The organism is Rhizobium leguminosarum (genome assembly GCF_010668065.1).
In the GTDB taxonomy this organism is placed as follows: Bacteria; Pseudomonadota; Alphaproteobacteria; order Rhizobiales; family Rhizobiaceae; genus Rhizobium; species Rhizobium leguminosarum_S.
The window spans coordinates 239039-255873 of the sequence record NZ_WUEN01000002.1; the positions used below are offsets into that span (position 1 = coordinate 239039).

Consider the following 16835-nt stretch of genomic DNA (forward strand, 5'->3'; position numbering starts at 1 on the left):
CTTATGCTGCCGCGACGAAGCGGAAGTCGTCCTGATGCAAATTCGTCAGAGCAATATTTTTCAGCACTATCGAACTGTCGCCGTCGTTCGTGATTAGCGTGTCAGAACCCGACTGCGCGGCGGCCGCGATCACGGATGCGAAGTCAGCGAAGATGTCACTCTCGATTTCGATGACGTCGGCCGATCCGGCGCCTGCGGAAAAATCAACGATCGTATCGTGGCCGAAATTGCCCCGGAAGATGAAGGTGTCGTCGCCCTCCGTTCCTACAAGGACGTCGTCGCTGCTGGACGGGGATGCCGGGCTGGCCGGAGCGACCATTGCGCTCGGCGAACCGATACCCATGATCGCATCGCGATCCCAGACGGTACCGTCCGCGAACTCGATCTTTTCGAAGCCCCAATAGTCGGTGTCGGCATAGTATTGCTCGTCGAGCGTGATCGTATCCCCAGTGCCGACCACTGTTAGCTTCAGGTTGATGCCGTCGCGTTCAGCAACGATGTCCGACTGGTTTAGATCGGTGAATTTCAGAACATCGATCTGATTGGCGGCATTGGCTTCATCGTCGATGTAGTCGGTACCGTCTCCCGCTGCATAAAGATAGGTGTCGCTACCATAACCGCCGAGAAGGAAATCGTTCCCGACGCCACCATCAAAAACGTCATGATTCGAGGTTCCATAGAGCGTGTCGTCACCGCTTGTGCCAACGACTGTAATCTTGTCGATGGCATTCATACCGAATTCGGTAATCGCATCGCGGTCCCAGGAACTGCCGTCGGCAAATTCGAACTTGTCGATACCCCAATAACCGGGATCCCCGAAAAGCTGGCTCTTCAGCGTAATCACGGCGCCTGTCGGCACGACCGTCAGCTCGACGTCATCTCCGTGACGAGCAGCCGCAAGATCGGATGCGTTCAAATCGTTAAAGCGCAGAACGTCCAAAGCATCGGTGAAACCGACATAGTCGTTCAGGGTGTCGCTGCCATCGCCTTGGTTATAGATATAGACGTCACCCCCCGCGCTGCCATTGATTACATCGTCGCCCTGACCTCCGAAGAAGTAGTCCTTGCCCCAGTTGCCATCAATCGTTTCATCAGAGTTGGTGCCATAGATCCAACTGGTGTCGGGTAAGTGATCCAGGGCAAGCGAAGTTCCGTCGGCGAACTCCAAGGTCTCGAGCGACCATCCCTGTGCCTCGTTATAATACTGCGTGTTGATTGTGATCACGTGACCGGTTGCATTGACGGTAATGAACAGGTCTTCCCCAGTGCGCGATATGGTCAGATCGCCGATGCTGAGATCGGTGAAGCGAAGCACGTCGGTATCGCCCAACGCAATCGCCTCGTCCGATATCGTGTCATTGCCGTCGCCAGCAGCATAGTAATAGGTATCGTTGCCTTCCAGGCCATCGAGCAAATCGTTCCCGACGCCGCCATAGAGAGAATCGTCTCCTAGGAAGCCATTGAGAACATCGTTGCCGGCCGATCCTTTGATAGTGTCATCGCCCGTCGTCCCGGTGATAGCGTCGTCACCTGCCGTCCCCGAGTAGGTCAGGGAGCCATCGGCACCAACCGAAACGCTCATGTCGCTGAACTGCAGTTTCTCGACGTTGGTGATTGTGTCCGTGAACGAGCCATCGACGACCAGGACCCGACCATCCGCCACCGAGATCGTGTAGGCGCTGAGATCGTACTCGAAGAGTGCCACGTCGGATCCGGCGCCGCCATCCATCCGATCGCTACCATTGCCGCCCTGAAGCTGATCGTCGCCGGCGAGACCAGAGATGACATCATCTCCCCCCGTACCGAGTAGCGTGTCACCCACACTTGTACCGATCGTGGGTGCAACGGTATTCGTAATATTCATAAGGACTTCGCGATTCCAGGAGGATCCGTCCGCGAATTCAATTTTCTCGAAGCCCCAATAGGCAGCATCGCTGTACCACTGTTCATCAAGTGTGATGACATCGCCGGTCGCAAGGACCGTTATATCCAGGTTGACGCCGTTGCGTGCTACGGAAATATCCGACGCATTGATATCGGTGAAGCGAAGCGTGTCGACCGCGTCGGACTCATTAGCCTCATCGTCGATGTAGTCTGTCCCATCACCCGACGTATAGACATAGACGTCCGCGCCCTGGCCACCGAGCATACGATCGTTACCCCGTCCACCGATAAAGGTGTCCGCGCCAGACGTTCCGGAGAGCGTATCGTTTCCTGCCGTTCCAGTGATCGGTCCCACCGGAGTGGCACCAATGGCCATAATGTCAGACCGGTTCCAGGAACTGCCGTCTGCGAATTCGATCTTCTCGAACCCCCAATAGCCGCTTACGTCGTACCACTGCTCATCGATGGTGATGACGTCGCCGGTCGCCAGAACGGTTATGTCCAAATTGACGCCATTGCGCGCTACGGAAATGTCCGACGCATTGATATCGGTGAAGCGAAGCGTGTCGACCGAGTTCGGTTCGGTCGCTTCATCGTCGATGTAGTCGGAACCATCGCCCGATGCATACACATAAACATCTGTTCCCCCCGCGCCATACAAACGGTCGTCGCCCAGTCCGCCATTGAACACATCGTCGCCGGAGGTACCGTTCAAAATGTCATTTCCACCCGTCCCGGTAATCTCGCCGCTTTCCGCCGCCATGATAAATGATCGGTCCCAGGAACTTCCGTCAGCAAACTCAATTCGCTCGATGCCGGCGAAGTCGGACTGGCTAGAGAATTGCTGCCAGACCGTAATTTCGTGCCCTGTGCTCAGGATTCTGACCCTGAGATCCGGGCCGGCGCGCACCAGGGCGACGTCGGATGCGTTCAGATCGGTCAGCCGAAGAACGTCGACATCGCTCACCCGGTCATCTTCCCTGTCGGTGATGTTGTCATTCCCATCGGCCGACGCGTAGATGTAGACATCGGATCCGGCCTTGCCATCCAGCCAATCGTCACCTTGTTTGCCCTGAAGTGTATCGTTTGTAGATCCGCCATTCAGAAAATCCACTGCGCTTGTTCCAATCAGCGTCTGACTAGGTTCGTTGACCGCCAGCAAGTCAGCGCGAGACAAATAGCTGCCATCGGCGAACTCGACTTTCTCGAGTCCGTAAGACCCGGCTGGATCGAACTGGTCATCGACAGTGATTATTTCGCCGGTCGCCAGAATCGTAATCTTGAGATCCAGACCGCTTCGAGCCAACGAGATACCGACTGCGTTGATATCCGCCAGCCGCAGGACATCGTTGTCTGAGGAAGAAGAGTAGAAATCGTCGATGCGATCGTTACCGTCTCCCGAGCTATAGACGTAGGTGTCGCCGCCGGAGCCTCCCCTTAGCAAGTCGTCACCCAGGCCGCCGCTGATCGTTTCGTTGAACCAAATGCCGTCCAGAGTGTCGTCTGCCGACGTTCCCACGATATTGGGAATCCGCCCAAGCTCCATGAGAGCGTCGCGGTTCCAGGAGCTTCCGTCAGCAAATTCGATCTTCTCCAAGCCATAGTAGTCGTACTGAGATGAATACTGCTGCTCGATTGTGATGACGGCATTCGTACTGATGACTCGGAGCGTAAGGGCCAAGCCGTCACGCGTAGCGACAATGTCGGCGACGTTAAGATTTGTCAGTCGAAGGACATCGACACCTCCAATATCGCTTCCTTTATCATCAAGAACATCGTTGCCGTCTCCAGAACGGTAGACATAAACGTCGCTGCCAAGTCTTCCACTCAGATGGTCATCACCGAGGCCGCCAGTGATGTTGTCGTCGTCTGTCGTTCCTTCAATCGTGTCATTACCATTGGTGCCGACGATAGGGATCGCTTCGATCGCCATGATTGTTTCACGGTCCCACGTCCCGTCAGCAAACTCGATCGACTCGAGACCGGCATTCCCCCAGGTCGTGTACCACTGATCTTTGACGGTGATGACGTCGCCCGTGCTGGTGATAGTGATCTGGAGGTTCACACCGTTATGTACGGCGACGACATCGCTCGATCTGATATTGATCAGTTTCAGGGTATCGACGTCGAACGGCCAGTCCACATCGTCGATGAGATCGCTGCCATCGCCCAGGTAGTAAAGATACGTGTCGCTACCCCTGGCGCCAACCAGCACGTCATTTCCCAGCCCGCCGTCGAAGATGTCGTCATCGTACGAGCCATTCAGGGTTTCGTCCGCACTTGTGCCAACGATCGTCGGCACATCGCCGTTGCTTTCAGGAATTGCCAGAAGTGCAGCTCTGTCCAAGAAAGTGCCGTCAGCGAAGCGAACTTCCTCCAATCCTGCACCATTCGGAGAGGCGAGGAATTGACCGGTGATCGTTAGTAGCTCTCCGCTTGCAACAACGGTTATCTGGAGGTCATTTCCGGCGCGGCTCAACGAGACATCGGTCGATTTTAGACCGAATAGCCGGAGAACGTCCGCATCGCCCGCTTGGCCGGTTTGGTCGTCGATGCTGTCGGAGCCATCGCCCGCCGCGTAAAGGTAAACGTCGGAACCGATTCCTCCGAGCAGATGATCGTTACCCTTCCCACCGTGCAGCACATCGTTCCCCGACGTGCCCTGCAAAGTGTCGTCGCCCGCTGTTCCGTTGATTAGGGGGTTTGAAATTCTCTCGTTTATTGTCGCCTTGTCCCAAACGGTACCGCTAGCGAAGACGATCGACTCGACGCCATGCCCCCCAGTTTGTGAGGTGAAATGGCCGGCGACGGTGATGGTTTCGCCTGTGCTGCTGACCGTAACCACCAAGTCGTCGCCGTTGGCCGCTAACGTGATATCGTATTCATATAGATCGGCCAGATTGAGAATATCCGTCTCCTGGGCGAAGTCAGCTTCGCCCTCGATTAGATCGTTCCCGTCACCTTTCTGGTAGATGTACGTATCATTTCCGGTGCCTCCCGCGATGACGTCGTCGCCGGAATTTCCGATTAGAGTGTCATCGTCCTCGTTACCCTCGATAAAGTCGGCTCCATCGCCGCCAGAAATTCTGTCGGAACCCTCGTTCCCAAAAAGCTGATCATCCCCCTCGTCACCGCGGATTTCGTCAGCACCGCCGCGACCGTATGCAATGTCATTGCCTGCATCCATATGGATACGCTGATCGGAATCCGGATCTGAGCCCGAAATCTCATTGTACGCCGCTTCAGCACCGCTCACAACCAAGAGACTATTGCTTGGTCCGCCGCCTTGATACCGATCGTCGGCACGAGTGCCTTCCTTTCGCCCGACAAACCCCTCCAATGTTATCCCAAGGTCACCCTGCCGGAAGTCGCGTATCGCGGCTATTGGTTCCTCAGCATAGGGATAAGCCTGCATAATAAAAACGTAAGGAATATCCACGCCGTTCTCAGAGCGAACGTAGCTCGTCAGATAGTATCCTTCGGAGTTCCCATAGTATGTTACTGTGGGCTCATGCGCACCAACGCTCGTGTCGCCAGGAAGCAGACGATACTGAGTATATTTGCCTTCGATCTTGAGGTTTTTGAGCTCCTGATAACTTCCAAAATCGGTGAACTGTTGCACGGTAACGTGCCCCACACCGTCTGTCTCAGCAATGGTGTCAATCTTAAGGAATACGGCTTCAATGTCGGCCGTCCAATCCTGCGTCTGGCCATTGGTATGGTGGATCAGGTACTCATCAAGACCCTGTCCACCGGCCAGGAGGTCCCCCACGCCGTCGTCCCACTCAGAGTGATTTTGGCTCAAATCCAGTGCCGACAGGTCAATGGGGGCGCCTTTGTTTCCGACCAAAACATCGGCGCCATCATTGCCGAAGACAAAATCGGCACCCTCTGAACCCAGTAGGGTATCGTCTTGAACACCGCCATATATATAGTCGACGGACTTCCCCCCTGTGATAAGGTCATTCCCCCCTGCGCCGACGAGTATGGAAGATACGTCCTTGTCTGATATATCTATCTCATCAAAATTAGTGGTGTATGCGTCAACAATTGCAACTTTCACTTCATTTCCGAAGCTTAGACTATCGCCGATTTTCACTCCGATTGATGCCAAAAACGCATCATCGATGGCCGCAGTGTAAGAAACTCGATCTCCAGGAGCCTTAAGCTCGGACATAATCTCGTTTTCTTTTTCGACTGCTTCGCCGGTATAATCGAATTCGGGTGTTGTCAGGTTCGGGAGGCTGCTGTCGGCAGGGTCTCTCAAATTAAGTATCGCGTGAGTCAATTCATGGGTAATCGTCCTGAGCAAACTCAATTCCAGTACATTTCCATGAGAATCTATGATATTCGTCGACTGTATCTCCGTCTGATCATAATATACTTTGTAGTTACCCCTCACGGAGCCATTTCCGAGAGCCGGATTGTAGATGAACTCCAACGTGTTTGGAATGCTCTCCAACATGTTCCTCCCTGTTGTAGAGCCGGTATAAATTATCTCTATGGCTTCCCTTATGAGCTGGCTATCCAGCGATGGGAAAGGCAGCGTGTCGAATGGGGTAAATACGAGTTTCGACAATACGGACTGCAAGCTCATTTATGACGCTCCTTGTAGCGGATCATGTGATCTAAAACACGATTGAGAGTTTCCTTGTCGTCGTCTCGTATTACGCCCATACCGACTAGGTCGGAGAACGCGTTGAGAAGACGTAGCGTCTTTTTGCAACTCGCGTCGCGGCTGCCGTTCGAAAGGCCGATCGCCACCTTGCAGCGGGCAAAGGATTCGTCGAAAGGGTTGATAGCCAGATACATCCTGGCGAAGCTGTCCGGCCTCGAATAAAGAGTATTTCCAATCAGGTTTGCGTGAGCTTCACTTTGGATTATCGATAATGACAACAATAACCACGCGAGAATTGTGAAATTAAACTTTATCATATCAATTTAAGGGGAACCCTTCCCAATACTGGTCACCAATAATGACGCGTACGCCTTGTCGCAGGGCTTGCAGCATAAGAATGCGAAATATAGCCCCCGCTGACTCGGATTGCTAAACCTGCCAGAATGTATTGCGTCGCCCACAGCTCACCATTGCAAAAGGCTCACGGGGTGTGATCTGCCGCGGTTGCAAAATTACGCTCTACTGTCTGCCGTTGTTAAACCTATAGGTTGTTTTTTTGAAATTCAAGGCGGTAGCATCACCTGTACGAGAAATATTTTCAGTTGCGGTGATGAACCTGGAAGCCCGACCATCTGACTCGTCATCAGCGTTCCAAGCTTGATTTCGCCGGCGCAACAGCAAGCGGTCGAGCGAGGAGACGGACTTTAAGGCCGATCTGAATCCGGGCCGCATTCGTGCCACTGATGTTGGTATCCGGCCTCGCCTTCGCGGCCGTAGCACCAACCGATTTTATCGAGCTTCGCGCCTACAGCTTCCCGTCGCTCACAAGCTTTCCAGGTTTCTGGAACGTCGCCGGAGTTGCCTCGACAGCTTCCGTTTTCCTCTCCCCACTGAGCGATCAGTCGGCTCGGCTCGGTAAGCCCCTTGTCCGCCTTCAAAACTTTGCTGCTCTCGGCGAGAATTTTCTTGGAGGCCGGATCCCACACGACTTCGAAGTCGGCGATCCCGGAAGACGTCTTGCCGCGTCGGACGCTGCGCGAGAACCATTCGACTGTCCCGGTGACGCGGCAGGTCACGATGCAACTCACGGTCTCGCTGCCATGCCTGATGTTGTACGCGCGGTCCGGCCAACGCTCTGCAAAGGTTTCCTTGTCCGTGAGGACATCGGTGATCGATACCTGCTTGCCGTAGAAGTCTACGCTGTCGGCATAAGCTTGGCGCATGAATGCCATCGCCTGGCTGTTCGGAAGCGACCATGCGTCATGGTACCTGGAGACGAATGCCAACGCCGCCTGGGAAGGGTCATCCGACTTCGACGTTGGGTTCGCGTCTTCGGACGGCGATGTAGTCGGAACCTGTGCCGGAGTGGAGGACGGTGTGCTTGCGACATCGGTCCCGCCTACAGCACCCGGCGTCGTGACGCCCCAGTTCGCCATCTCGCTAGAAGTGAGGTAGCGCATGTCCGAGCTCTCGACCGAAAGGCTCAACTGAAGCAACTGCGGGCTGACGCCCATCTCGGTGAGATAACCGATGATTTCCCCGGTCATCGCCTGCACGGCGGTCACCGCAGTCTTGCTATCGAGCGCGGTGTCGTCCGAAAAGGAAGCTTGGTGGACGCCGATGGACCCAGCCTCGGCCGAGCGCCGGACGCCGCCCACGAAGGCGAGAGCACAGGCTGAGGCGCACTCGGCCGACCGGATTTGCAATGTCGAGATGCCTAGCGCACGGATCATTCTTCCGATCTTCATTGCAGAGGTAACGTTTCCGCCGACCGATCGGAAGGTGATGAATGCCGGCTTGAGCTGGGCGACTTCTCCGGCGAACGCTACTGGATCGTCCGAGATCTCGAACTCACCGCTCACCACCAGAGCACGCATGTCACCGGGCAGCGTCATGCGCTCATAGGTTATGGCAGCATAGGACGGTCCCGCGAACAGGCTAGCGAGAAAGACAAATAAAAGAAGGATCCGCGGCACCAGGACTACCCCATGACGCAGTCAAACATACGCCGCTAGAAAACCCCCGCAACACTTTCACTGACATTTGGTAAATCGCCCTCGCAACCGGGCCGCCGGTGTCCCGCCAAGTGGAGGCCTGTCCGAGATCCGGATGGCCAAAAATGAGCATCTATCGAATGCTGTTACTCAGCGAGTACTCTGCCAGCAACGGATCATCTGTTCAGGCGTGTCGATATGGGCGCTCAAACTCCCGGCGGGAGAGCGCCCCGGTTTACGACCTCGGAGTCCAGCGCGCGAAGGGCGCGATCCAGGGCCTCAGGCCCACTTCTTTCGCTGATCCGCGTCCCTCCGAGTGTCGACGCTGCCAATCCAAGAAAACCCCTCGAAGGCTGGATAAAGCCGATCGAGAGTGCGGAGCAATTCCAGGAATACCGGGCCTGACGGATCAACCTCCATCCGACGCTTTCGGATAAAGGTATTACGTCAATCGAACTGCTCCTCGTGGCCGATTTGCGCCTGCACAGCGTCGCTGACATCGGGATCGTCCGCGTGATCGGGATCGGAATCGGCGCTGGCGGCATCGTTCAGCGAATTTGCCGCCTCGATCAGCGCGACAACGATCTCCCGCGTCGCCCAACCAACATCGTTCGCCGATGCGATAATTTCCTCCAACACGTTTCGGGCCACGGCCTTCGCTTCAACCAACCGATCCGCCGAGTCTTCACTGATCGGCGCCGGGAAGCGGCAGCCGACCGGTTCTATCCATGGCTCGGTCAGAAGCCGTAGTTCGTCTCGACCGATGAACTCATCGGCGCCGGCTTCGCGATCCGGGTGCGATATGGAAACGTCCATCCCCTGCGGAAGCGAGAGCGCTTGATTTGTGTTCACAATGCCTACGGGCACCTGTTGACCGCAATCGTTTATCGCAGTCCCTTCGACGAACTTCTTTTCCTCGGTCGTGGGTTGGGTCTCCTACCGAGGGCAAACTCATTGACTCACCTTCGGTTCCGGACGGACTTCGGACGGACGCCGCAAAGAAGTTTGCGAATACCCCCTTCAGGGCAGGCAATTAATATAACAGGTTCTTCGAAGTCTTGGTGGTAGACCTCCGAAGTTATCGACGAAATCCTGCGTGATGCCGCCGATGCTGGCAATTTCATCGTGGATGGTGGCTAGCGCTAGTAGTTCGCCAGGACCTTCGAACCGATTGGACCCGTCGCGCCACTCAGCCTTGAAGGAACCTTGCTTCATTCGAGGAATGTGCCATTTAAGTAGCATAAACTGGAGTTCATCAGATGAGCAACACAGCAAAGATTCGCCGCCAGGGCGGCGCGACCGTATTTAGCATTCCTCCCGCGCTTTTGAAGATGCTCGGCGTCGAAGTCGGCACAGAGTTGACCTTGGTTGTCAATAATGGGTCTCTTGTGGCGACGCCGAAGCAGGGGAAGAAAAGATACACGCTAGCTGAGCTGCTCGAAGGAGCAGATGAAATGGCTGCGCTCAATAAAGAAGCGGCCTCCTGGAATGTTAGCACGCCCGTCGGTAACGAAGTGTTCTGATGGTCTCGTCGACCTCAATCCCGTTGTAGGCAATGAAATGAGGGATGATCATCGCTGTGTCGTGATCACCCCTCGTGAATTCAATCTGGTCGGCATGTGCCTTACGGTTCCCATTACGACGGGCGCCCGCAAAACCGGTCTTGCCGTCAATATCTCAGGCCACAAAACGACCGGTGTGGCTCTCTGCAATCAGGTGAGAGCACTCGATATCCTGGAGCGGGTGAAGCAAAAGACTGCCAAGCATGTCGAAACGCTGGACGCCTCCACCATCGACGAAATTGTCGCCAGAGTGGTCAGCATGATCGACCCTGCTTAGTCGGCCAACACACGTCGCCGAGAACCATCACCTTAAATTTGCCTATCCCACCTCGAGGTGCCATGAGCCTTTAATCAGGTTTGTGGCACCTGCTCCATAATGCCGGATTATTCCCACAGACTGGCCTGGTCGACGCCGCGTCTGGCGCGGCGGGCGTGCTCCTTATAGGTCAACAACAAAGGCCACGCGGCGGGCTCGGGTATGTTGCGCTGTGTACGGAGTAGTTCCCTGCGGTCAGGGTGGTGTACCCAGCGGCCCGCTACGCCAACGAAGGTGTTGCTGCCGGCCTCGGTCTCCTGCAGGGTCTCCACGTCATACCATGTCGCCCTGCGGCGCGGTTTGGCCTTTTCGTATATCGACGCGACCAGCGCCCGGTCATCCCAGTCCCGAAAATAAAGATTGGCGTGACCGCGGACCGCCTGCAGGTCGTTGAAGGCGGCCACGTCCGAGACACGGTCGATTACGCCAAGTTCGCCAAGCTTTTTCTCTAGGCGGTAGATGGCCGGGTCGAACGACAACAGCAGGAGCTGCGGCGTCAGCGGCATGAGGAGCATGGCGCCCGGACTGCCAAGGCCAGCCCCACCCAGCACGTCCTTTTGCAGGTGGAAGCGGTTGGTGTAGACCACCGGATCATCGGACGTGAAGAATGGCACCGCCGTGCGATTGAGGATAATCCGCGTCTGTAAGTGGGCCGTGCCTCCAACGCTGTTCCTGAACGCGTCCAGAGCGAGCTGAAGGGCCATCTCGTGCGTCATAACCAGGCTTTCCAGCAGTTCCGGTGTGGCCTCGTCGGCCACCATCGCCCGTTCCGCCTCTGCTAGCCGGATTTCGCCCTCGATCCACGCTGCGCTCCGGTAGGACTGCAGCAGCATGAAGGCGTGGAGGCGTAGAATGTCTGCCTGTGTCACGGAATTGGGATCGTCGACGACGCGCCGCATGATTTCCGCGTATTCACCTTCGGGCTCCTGCAACGCCCGCTCCAGAGCGCCATCGCGCCCATAGAAATATGGTCTTGCGCACTGTCCCTTCGCCGGTGCCGATTCGATCGACCGCTCGCGGGCCATGTTGAACAGATTGATGGCTGCGCCTTCACCGTGCGCGCAGAAAGCGCGGAGATAACAACGGGGTACGAAGTGCTGGGACTTGTTGGCGGGCATGGTGGCCGGATGATGTCTCGCTTCGGCCGTAAACACAACGTGTTGTTGTTTGTCGGCGTGCGTCACCCTATCTCGCAAGCATCGCGATAAGGTTGACTAGGCCGACGGCTGTTTTCAGAAGTCTGTATCTTCCCCAAGACGGCAAGAATGAGAGCGCGAACCGGCCAAGCTGTCTTTCACTATCGGCGCTAATTAGACTGGCTTGCAACTCTTAGCCCTCACTCCATCGCCGCCCCTCCTGCCCAGAAAGTCCGATGACCTTCGGCCCCAGGTAGGTTGGTGGGACGAAGAATATGTCCGAGCGGATTTCCGCCCTGGCACATGCCCGGACGCTTTCAATAACCCGCAGGCATTCATTTATAAGCGCATCGATCGTCATCGGCCAGTTCTTAAGGTCTGCAGCCCATATGTCGGCGTCAGCGTCAACATGCGCGGTCACACGATTTCGAACTTCCAGCCGCCATTTGTCGATGTCTGGATTAACCGCTTGCTTGAGTCGGGCGAGGCAGGCCGCCCCCGCAAAGCCAGTTTGCTGCCAATGTTCGAGAACACAAAGGTCGCTCTGCCCATGTTCATTTAGAATTCCAGAACTAAAGAGCAGCTCCCAAAGCGAAAAGTAGTCGTTGACCATCATCTCCGCAAACAGCCGTTCGACCTCGCTTCCCCTGTCGACAGCCTGAAGCATGATGCGGACTTGGCGCAGGAACGTTGCCAGACCCGCGGCGCGAATCGTTACATCCTGCGCTGGATGGCCGCCTGGTACCGGCGCAATCACGCCCGCGGTCGCCAGCCCCGGATAGATATTGACCACGCGGAACCCTGACGGATCCCCCAGATTTTCGTTTTCCCGCCAGAAAAGGCGCCAGGCCGGGTCGATATTTGCGACCGCCCCCCCTGGGTACCAAAGGATCTTCGGATGGAGCGTTGAAAGGCGGCACAGCTCCTCATCAATGTCTTTGACATCGGATTCAAGAACCCCGAATGTCGTTTCGCCCATGAATTTCCATGTCTCGACGATTAGTTTGAGATCAAGGTGTAGTGCGTGCGCGCTGAAGGCATCTCGACCAATGATCAGGTGGCTCTTATCCAAATCGAGACGCAGCCTTGCGAGGAGCCTTTCTAGGGCGTCAACATTCCTTTTGTCCCTTGGAGCTAGAGATGAACGGATCTCGTTTTTTAATCGCGAGCCGAGCTGCAAAAGAGCATCTAGCTTAACAAGGGCATGACGAGCGACGATCCTCTTCTCCATTTCATGCTCAATCAGGCGAACCAATTCGCCTACAGTCAGCAGATCAGAGATTATTCGGGCAACTTTGCCAGGAAGATGTTTTGCCATTATGATTTCGATCAATGTGAGACACGTTGTTGAAATTCGAACCCTATTTGAGGGCTGGACTTCCGTCCAGGACCGCTTGGTGCAATCCGGTAGCAACCTGTTTTGTGCTGTATGCCCCCGAAGCGGACCAGATGCTTTGGGCTACACCTGGTCGGGGACTCAAAGCTCTAGTAGGTGTATCCACAGGCAGACCCGACACTCTACTCCTTGAATGCCTGGCGGCAGCTCTATACCGGCTCGGAAAGCTGGGCTATTCGGAATCTCGACGCCGTTTATTCTGGGCGGCGCGATTGGCGTCGGCTGCTTTCTCTGGTTGAGAGATGGCCCTCGGCGCAGTAACGGCGTCGCGCTGCGACGGCGTGCGAGCGTATGAAGAGCCGCGGGCGAGTCCAAGTTGCGGCTAGTGGGGCGGCGACAGGTCAGACGAAGCCCACCGACATCGACGACCGAAAGCCCGTCTCATTGTCTATCTGAAATTCCGCGTCTTCACCCCGGATCTGGTCGAGATGTTCATAGGGATCCACGATATCCCGTACCTTCGGCATTCCTCGTGGATCCGGCCTCGGAGCACCGTGATGGAATTCGTCGCCGCGACCATGCGGAGCTTGAAACGTGCTGTCCCGGCCACCGACGCTCGCCAAATCGGAAGATAGATCCGTCAGACGATGCGCCACAAGATGCACGACCTCGCCCTCGCGCTCTTGCCCTAGACGCCCACATCTGGGCCTGCTCTGATTTCCGTTCGTGAACTCATAGCACATGAACGAACTAGGGCGCCTGAGCATGTTGTGCTACCCAGCCCTACAGTCGATGCTGGCGCCTCTTGCGCACGAAGAACAGGTATTCGGGGCAGTTCTAGGCAAGACCGGACGGCTCCAACGTCTGTCTTGTAAACCGAACTAGCCAGGCGGTGGGGCATTCTGCCTGTACAGCGATCGGAGCATGTGCCGCTTCTTTTCCAGCGGTTCTAACCATTTAGTGACGATCGATGATCTACACCCACGGAGTGTTCAACTATGCCGGGCAGAAAATGTATCCTGATTGGCCAGACTTCGCCGCACACACGACACCCCGCGAGCAGACATACCTTCGCAACAAGGAAATCGGAGGAGACAGCGGCAGGAAGGGGCTGATCTTCGAGGGAAGGTACGCCGCGTTTCGCCTTGTCGAACTGGCGGCTGCCCTACTGAATGGCGACCTTGAGGCGGCCCGCGTGCACCTGAAGATTCAGGTGCGGTCTTTCGTGGATGATTTCGCGATCATATTCGACGACCAGATCGAATGGTACGAAATCAAGTCCGGGAAAGTGTACTGGGGAAAGGTGCCTGACGCGGAAGTGGAAACTGGTGTCGTCGAAAGGAAGGAGCGAACGGTAGCCGACAACTTTCGAAGCCAGGCCAGCGTCGATCAGTCGATTGGATATCCGTCGACGCTTACTCTGGTAGTTGCTGATGGGGAACTCCGGGACAAGCTCAGAAACGAACGCCGGCATCATGACCTTCCCGGTGTTGAGGTCCATTGGATACCGGACAGCCATTCGCCATCGGAAATCTGGGAGATCGAGCCTGAATTCGAGGAGTGGCTGCGCGCATTGAGTCCGCTGACGGAATCCGAGGAAGATTTCGAGGTCGTCTACGACGCCTTTCAGGGTGCGATCGCGAAGCTAAAGCCGGGCGTCGCGTTAAATTTGCTAGAATTGGGGAAACTTGCAGCAAAGCGATATCATGGAGTGCTTTCCATCGGGCGCAAAGGACGCTTGAATCCGGAAACCTGGGGCATCCTTGAGCTGTTCAAGGCGGACGTGCAGTTTGCGGTAAGCGGCACCACGCTCCATTATCAGTGGAAGGGCGATCACGGCATCGTACCGGCGGAAATCGGCACGGAAGCTGGTCGGCGCTTTGAGGCGGCGGTGAAGGCCATGCCGAACTATGATGTGCAAACGCTCATCGAGCTCCTCTGGAGGTTCAAATGGTAGGGGATACCGATATCGAGATCGAAATGGACATAGAAAGTCTGCTGCGGGAGGGGCTCGAGGATGAGGTCACGTTGTTCCGCCTCGGTGGTCACTTGGCAAATCTCCTCCTACGAAAGCTCGAATTTCCTCTCGGGGCCGTCCATGTCAGCGTCTCTGCTGTGGACGTCGACGTCATCTTCTCCGGGTTTGCAGACCAGATGCGAGAAAGCAGGGTCGCGGTCAGTGTTTCTTGCTACTGGAATAAATTTATTCCCTCGGCTCGGAAGACACTGCCAAATTTCCTTCCCGACATCGCTCCCGTCTTCCATCAATTTCACGAGAGCGACGTCGGCGCCGTTGATCATCTCGTCGCGCTGTCATCCACATCGCGAGAAGCAGCGGTAGTCGTCGAAAACCTGCGGCGGACGGCCGCCCGGTTTCGCGCTCCTTCCCAGATCGCGCTTCTTCCGACCGCGTCGGCCGACGACCTCCTCGATCTCATGAATCATGCGAACTATCGCCAGGCGCCAATTCCGTCGATCTATCTCGGAATCAACTCGGGGAACGAATGGTCCCCGAGTCTCGCAGATATGGGATGGGGCTGCGACAAGGAAGATAGTCCGCATCAATTTGGCATGCCAGAAACGCTGAAACCTCTCCTTCAGCAACAGATCTTGTCGCTGGGTCCGTGAGACGCCTAGCGGGGCGGACTGGTGAGGCCTCTCGAAAGTTCTCATCTCGGAGCCCGGCCGTCCTTCATCACTTCTCCCAGGGTTGGCGACGCGTCCATAACGATCTCCACCAGATCGTCGAGTGCGATCAGGCAGACGAACCCACTCCAGGATTCTTCTTCTTCGAGATGGCTACATGTCGTCTCTCCTCAGCGGACAGGGCGATCCTTGCTGATCCCGTACCTGTTGCCGACAATTCCGCCGACGAGAGCCAATATCAGTGCTGCCGGCACACCCGCAGCGCCGCCCATCGCGGCTACCCCGACGCCCCCGATAAGCAGGCCGAGAAAAACTCCGACCACCGCTCCAATCAGCGACCAACGCGTCTCAGCAGGGCGAGCCTTGGCCGCTGCTGCGACCTTCTGAGCACCGGATGACAGTTTCTGTTTCATAGCGTTACCTTGAAATGAGAACGACGAAGATAGCCGCGAGACCAATTCCTACGGTCATGGCGATGTTTTTTAGATGTTTTTCGATCTCTTTGACCGCCGCAGCCGACACTGGCTCGAATGGGGTTGGCGGCTGATACTCCCCATCCTCATCGATCGTTGCTGTAGGTGAGCGGGGAACGGCCACCGGCCGATAGTCAATCTGTATCCTGTCCGCCCGCGCTCTTGTCCAGGCATACAGAGTCTTCTCACCCTTCATCAGCAGGCCGTACTGTTTAGGGTGCCACGGTTCCGATAGCGTCGCATCGACTTCGTTTTCGAAAAGCTCGGCTGTGATCTGCAGCCTTCCATTTGCAATGGGTGCGGAGGTGACCGACAGCCTCTGCAGGAGCGAATTGAATTCAGCTTCATCAATGTACGCTTCGAGCTGGCTCCGACTTCTTGTCCCACCAGTCATCCTCGGGATCGCGGTAAAATATCCTGCCCGGTTCGCCGTCCATCAATCCCTCCTCGGGAACGGTCGTCGAGGACATGCCCGAGAACTTTACGCCATCCATGGAGGACGCCTGAGTCTTGCCACCAACAATGCCTTTTCGCAGTGGCTTGATTTGGATCTCGATTTCTTGGAACCCCCCCACCTCCCCCTCGGGCACTCGGAAAACGGTAATCGTGTCGATGGTCGTGCCGCGGGCATTCAGCGTGGTCGCGAGCTTGAAGTTGGGCGTCTCCGGAGTCTTCTCGACGAAATCCTTATCCTGCCATTCGGCGGCATGAGTGATTTCGATGCAGTCGAGATCCAAGTGGACCGTCTGCGGGACACGGGTTGAAATGAACGGCCTGCCATCGTTCTTCGCGCTCGCGTGGTGCAGCGTGAAGTGATTGACGAGTGTAGCACCCTCAAGCTTGTGATATCGCATTCAGTCCCCCAGAATG

At 56.1% G+C, this 16835-nt stretch carries 14 protein-coding genes; 4 read left to right on the forward strand and 10 right to left on the reverse strand.

Annotated elements, in window-relative coordinates; all coding sequences use genetic code 11:
- Position 1: 1 nt before the first annotated feature.
- From GR198_RS36075 to GR198_RS36335, 4 genes are all read right to left on the reverse strand, one after another.
- Positions 2–6481: a calcium-binding protein gene (locus tag GR198_RS36075; protein ID WP_164067805.1), complete on the reverse strand. Its 6480-nt coding sequence runs from the start codon at positions 6479–6481 to the stop codon at positions 2–4.
- Positions 6478–6696, reverse strand: coding sequence for a hypothetical protein (locus tag GR198_RS35685; protein WP_246711048.1), 219 nt, complete (start codon positions 6694–6696; stop codon positions 6478–6480). The genes GR198_RS36075 and GR198_RS35685 overlap by 4 nt, the downstream gene beginning before the upstream one ends.
- A gap of 510 nt (positions 6697–7206) precedes the next feature.
- Positions 7207–8478 carry a hypothetical protein gene (locus GR198_RS05715; protein WP_312876436.1) on the reverse strand — a complete coding sequence of 424 codons (1272 nt, stop codon included), beginning with the start codon at positions 8476–8478 and terminating at the stop codon, positions 7207–7209.
- A gap of 465 nt (positions 8479–8943) precedes the next feature.
- The gene (locus tag GR198_RS36335) at positions 8944–9348 is read right to left on the reverse strand and encodes a hypothetical protein (protein ID WP_409514050.1); all 405 of its coding nucleotides are present in this window, start codon (positions 9346–9348) and stop codon (positions 8944–8946) included.
- A gap of 407 nt (positions 9349–9755) precedes the next feature.
- On the opposite strand from GR198_RS36335, the gene GR198_RS05725 reads away from it, so the two are divergent.
- Together GR198_RS05725 and GR198_RS05730 are read left to right on the forward strand one after the other, a co-directional pair.
- Positions 9756–10019, forward strand: coding sequence for an AbrB/MazE/SpoVT family DNA-binding domain-containing protein (locus GR198_RS05725; protein ID WP_037063579.1), 264 nt, complete (start codon positions 9756–9758; stop codon positions 10017–10019).
- The gene (locus GR198_RS05730) at positions 9985–10335 is read left to right on the forward strand and encodes a type II toxin-antitoxin system PemK/MazF family toxin (RefSeq protein WP_164067809.1); all 351 of its coding nucleotides are present in this window, start codon (positions 9985–9987) and stop codon (positions 10333–10335) included. The genes GR198_RS05725 and GR198_RS05730 overlap by 35 nt, the downstream gene beginning before the upstream one ends.
- Before the next feature lie 107 nt (positions 10336–10442).
- On the opposite strand, the gene GR198_RS05735 is transcribed toward GR198_RS05730, so the two are convergent.
- The 3 genes from GR198_RS05735 to GR198_RS36080 all read right to left on the reverse strand — a co-directional run bounded on the left by GR198_RS05735 (position 10443) and on the right by GR198_RS36080 (position 13373).
- The gene (locus GR198_RS05735; RefSeq protein ID WP_164067811.1) at positions 10443–11558 is read right to left on the reverse strand and encodes a DUF4238 domain-containing protein; all 1116 of its coding nucleotides are present in this window, start codon (positions 11556–11558) and stop codon (positions 10443–10445) included.
- A 145-nt stretch (positions 11559–11703) separates the two neighbouring features.
- Positions 11704–12828 carry a hypothetical protein gene (locus tag GR198_RS05740; protein ID WP_164067813.1) on the reverse strand — a complete coding sequence of 375 codons (1125 nt, stop codon included), beginning with the start codon at positions 12826–12828 and terminating at the stop codon, positions 11704–11706.
- 419 nt (positions 12829–13247) lie between these two features.
- Positions 13248–13373 (reverse strand): hypothetical protein, encoded by a 126-nt coding sequence (locus GR198_RS36080; RefSeq protein ID WP_281412126.1) that lies wholly within the window; start codon positions 13371–13373, stop codon positions 13248–13250.
- Positions 13374–13816: 443 nt separating this feature from the next.
- Between GR198_RS36080 and GR198_RS05750 the strand changes: the two genes are divergently transcribed.
- Both GR198_RS05750 and GR198_RS05755 read left to right on the forward strand, forming a co-directional pair.
- Positions 13817–14803, forward strand: coding sequence for a hypothetical protein (locus GR198_RS05750; protein WP_164067817.1), 987 nt, complete (start codon positions 13817–13819; stop codon positions 14801–14803).
- Positions 14797–15474, forward strand: a complete 678-nt coding sequence (locus tag GR198_RS05755) for a hypothetical protein (protein ID WP_164067819.1) — start codon at positions 14797–14799, stop codon at positions 15472–15474. Before GR198_RS05750 ends, GR198_RS05755 begins: the two co-directional genes overlap by 7 nt.
- Positions 15475–15662: 188 nt before the next feature.
- Here GR198_RS05755 and GR198_RS05760 read toward each other — a convergent pair whose 3' ends face one another.
- From GR198_RS05760 to GR198_RS05770, 3 genes are read right to left on the reverse strand one after another with little or no spacing between them, the layout of a single operon-like run.
- On the reverse strand, positions 15663–15905 hold the full coding sequence (locus GR198_RS05760; protein WP_164067821.1) for a hypothetical protein: 243 nt from the start codon (positions 15903–15905) through the stop codon (positions 15663–15665).
- A gap of 4 nt (positions 15906–15909) precedes the next feature.
- On the reverse strand, positions 15910–16359 hold the full coding sequence (locus GR198_RS05765) for a hypothetical protein (RefSeq protein WP_164067823.1): 450 nt from the start codon (positions 16357–16359) through the stop codon (positions 15910–15912).
- Positions 16313–16819, reverse strand: coding sequence for a hypothetical protein (locus GR198_RS05770; protein WP_164067826.1), 507 nt, complete (start codon positions 16817–16819; stop codon positions 16313–16315). Before GR198_RS05770 ends, GR198_RS05765 begins: the two co-directional genes overlap by 47 nt.
- Positions 16820–16835: the final 16 nt, after the last annotated feature.